General features: G+C 70.3%; 1 protein-coding gene. It reads right to left on the bottom strand.

What is annotated here, in order from left to right; translation table 11 throughout:
* The coding region (locus tag FG154_RS21355) for a hypothetical protein (protein WP_222120607.1) at positions 1-390 on the bottom strand (390 nt) is incomplete at both ends.

Raw genomic sequence — 390 nt, 5'->3', positions numbered from 1 at the left:
CCGCCGCGGCCGGGGCCGTGCTGGAGTAGATGACCTTGCCCTTGCCGTCAGCCGTGGTCTGGGCCGCCGTGATGCTGGACGACAGCGACGTGCTGGCCGCCGAGATGGCGCCGTCGGTGTCCGCCTTCGTGTAGTAGTTGTTCGACAGGTTGGCCGAGACCGTTGCGGCGGCTGCGGCTGCGTCCGTCGCCACCTTGTCCGTGACCGCCACCCAGGCGCTGCCGTTCCACCGCTTGGGCGTATTGGCGCCGCCAGTCGTGTCGATCCACAGGTTCTGCGCCAGCCGATCCGCCGCGGCCGGGGCCGTGCTGGAGTAGATGACCTTGCCCTTGCCATCAGCCGTCGTCTGGGCCGCCGTGATGCTGGACGACAGCGACGTGCTGGCCGCCG

Origin of the sequence: Cereibacter sediminicola (genome assembly GCF_007668225.1) — a bacterium.
GTDB lineage: Bacteria > Pseudomonadota > Alphaproteobacteria > Rhodobacterales > Rhodobacteraceae > Cereibacter_A > Cereibacter_A azotoformans.
Note: the sequence above shows the minus strand (reverse complement) of the source record. Positions and strands in the feature narration are given on the sequence as shown.